Annotated in this window: 3 protein-coding genes; 1 reads left to right on the top strand and 2 read right to left on the bottom strand. The window is 65.4% G+C overall.

Features of this window, described 5'->3' with window-relative positions; all coding sequences use genetic code 11:
* The first annotated feature begins 160 nt into the window (after positions 1-160).
* A complete protein-coding gene (locus HOY34_RS21710) occupies positions 161-433 on the top strand; it encodes a winged helix-turn-helix transcriptional regulator (RefSeq protein ID WP_366927004.1) in 273 nt (90 codons plus the stop codon).
* A gap of 21 nt (positions 434-454) precedes the next feature.
* Here HOY34_RS21710 and HOY34_RS21715 read toward each other — a convergent pair whose 3' ends face one another.
* Together HOY34_RS21715 and HOY34_RS21720 are read right to left on the bottom strand one after the other, a co-directional pair.
* Positions 455-1,822 (bottom strand): MFS transporter, encoded by a 1,368-nt coding sequence (locus HOY34_RS21715; RefSeq protein ID WP_172366746.1) that lies wholly within the window; start codon positions 1,820-1,822, stop codon positions 455-457.
* Positions 1,819-2,238 carry a winged helix-turn-helix transcriptional regulator gene (locus HOY34_RS21720; protein WP_253944599.1) on the bottom strand — a complete coding sequence of 140 codons (420 nt, stop codon included), beginning with the start codon at positions 2,236-2,238 and terminating at the stop codon, positions 1,819-1,821. The genes HOY34_RS21715 and HOY34_RS21720 overlap by 4 nt, the downstream gene beginning before the upstream one ends.
* Between the last annotated feature and the right edge of the window lie 268 nt (positions 2,239-2,506).

The following is a 2,506-nucleotide window of genomic DNA, read 5'->3' on the forward strand; positions in this document are numbered from 1 at the left end:
TTCAGATCCGCATCGCACTCATGAACCGCTTCACATCACTCGGAACGCCCGAGACCGTCCGCATGCGCTGAAGATAACCGGGAAAGGGGTATCTGCGCCCCCAAGCCGAATAGCGCAACAAAGCCTGCTGGACCGGGTCGGCGATCAATGGACGCTGCTGGTGCTGGAGGCGCTGGACGGGCGTGTCCTGCGCTTCAACGAACTGGGCCGCGAGATTGCGGATATCTCGAAACAGGTGCTGTCGCGCACGCTGCGACGGCTGGAAGAGGATGGTTTCGTGACCCGCACCATCTATGCCGAAGTGCCGCCGCGCGTCGAATATGTGCTGACCGATCTGGGGCGGTCACTGCTGGTGCCGATGAAGGCGCTGGTCACCTGGGCCGATGAGAACCATGACGCGATCCGCGGCGCGCGCAGGGATTTCGCAGCCTGACAATGGGGGTGTCGCCGCCCCTTACCGATCCGGCAGCTCCCGTGCAGCCAGCATGCAGGCGGCCAGCGCGGCGGCGACCAGGCCAAATGTGATCACAAAGGCTTCGGGATGCGGCTCGCCCTCACCCATGCCTTGCAACAGCCAGCCGAGCAGCGTGCCGCAGAGCGTCGCAAGGACCGGCCCGCCCAGTCGCTGCGCGATATTAAGGATCGTGGCCGCACTGGCCAGTGCCGCTTTCGGCACCGCACCATAGCCCGCAGTCATGGCAGCAAGGCCGGTCGCACCCTGGCCGATCCCCAGCAAAAGCAACGCCACCGGCAGCAGGATCTGGCCCGCCACGCCACCTGCAATCCCGATCAGCAGCCCAATCGCCAGCAGCGCGGCCGCAGTGCCGGAGCGCGCAACCCGGCGGGGCCCGAACCGCTCGACGAGGCCACCCATCAGCGGCCAGGCGATCAACAGGCCAAGGCCCAGCGGCGCGATCAGCATCCCGGCCTCTGCCACCGGGCGGCCAAGGCCGGTCTGCAGGAAAACCGGCAAGAGGATCTGGCAGGCCATGGTGACGCCGACCGTCAAGAACTGCACCATCGCCGCCCCCCGCAACACCGGCAGCCGCAACAGGGCCGGGTCAATCAGCGCAGCACTGCCCTTCCTGCGCAGGTGCTGCACGAACAGCGCCAGCAGCACGACTGCCACAGCCAGTCCCACCGCCCCTTCAGGCGTGGCGATACGGGTCAGCGACGACAGCAGCAGCACCAGTGCGGGCGACAGCAGCACAAGGCCGGTCCAGTCCACCGGCTTTGCGGCCTCACGCGATTGCCCGGCCTCGTCCGGCAGGAAAAACCAGGCCAGCGCAAAGCCCACCGTCGCAAAACCCGCCGTAAACGCAAAGAGCCAGCGCCAATCCAGCCAGGTCAGCACAAAGCCCGCCAGCACCGGGCCCAGCACCGGGCCCATCAGGATCGGTATGGCGGCAAAGCCTGCAATGCGGCCCATCCCTGCGCCCGCCACCCTGGCGATCATCATCTGCGCCAGCGGCGCCATCAGCCCGCCGACCATCCCGTGCAGCACCCTGAGCGCGATCAGCGACCCCGCCGACCAGGCCAGCCCGCACAGCGCCGCCGAGATCCCGAACCCGGCATAGCACGCCAGATAGAGATTGCGCGCCCCGATCCGCTCGACCAGCACACCCGCGACCGGCAGCATCAGCACCATCGCGAGCAGATAGCCCGTCACCACCCATTGGATCGCAGCCAGATCCGCGCCCATATCCGCGGCCAGCACCGGCAGGGCGGTGGCCAGCATGGTCGCGTCGATCTGCGCGAGGAACGATCCCAGCACCGCGACTGACGCGACCTTCCATATGGTGCCTGTCGGGGCGGGCGTCATTCTGCGCTGTCACCGGATTGCGCCACACCAAAGCTATCGCGGGCGGTGACGATGGCATGGTGATGATCGTCAGCCCAGTCCATCAGCACGCGCAATGGGCTGAGGAAGGATTGCCCCATCGCGCTCAGTGCATATTCCACGCGCGGCGGCGTGGCCGGATGCACGGTGCGGGTGACGAAACCGTCTTCCTCCAGCCGCCGCAAGGTGCGCGACAGCACCTGTTTAGAGACATCCCCGATGGCACGATGCAGCATGTTGAACCGCATCGGCTCTTCGCCCAGATGCGCGAGGACCAGCAGGCTCCAGCGGTCGCCCACCCGGTCGAGCACGTCGCGCACCACGCAGGGCTGGGTGAAATCCACCCCGCCGGGCGGAAGAAGTCCCCCGATGCCCTTCATCACGAACCCTCCGGCCATAGGTCACATCCATCTGACCTGGTTGGAAAAACATGCCTTCTTGCGCGGCTTTTCACCCACGCCTAAATGCAGGTAACAAATCAAGACCACGTTCGCAATCCATACCAGGAAGGACAGACCCATGAGCGCCCCGAAAAAGATCACTGTTGTTTCTCACCCAGAACTGAGCCGTTTAAGGGCATAATTTTCACTGAGAACTGAGCCATGTGAACCTTCCTCCAAAGCGGTGAGCGGCGGGGGCAACGGAGTGATCCACATGGGACTTTTG

It is taken from the genome of Pseudogemmobacter hezensis (assembly GCF_013155295.1).
Lineage (GTDB): Bacteria > Pseudomonadota > Alphaproteobacteria > Rhodobacterales > Rhodobacteraceae > Pseudogemmobacter > Pseudogemmobacter hezensis.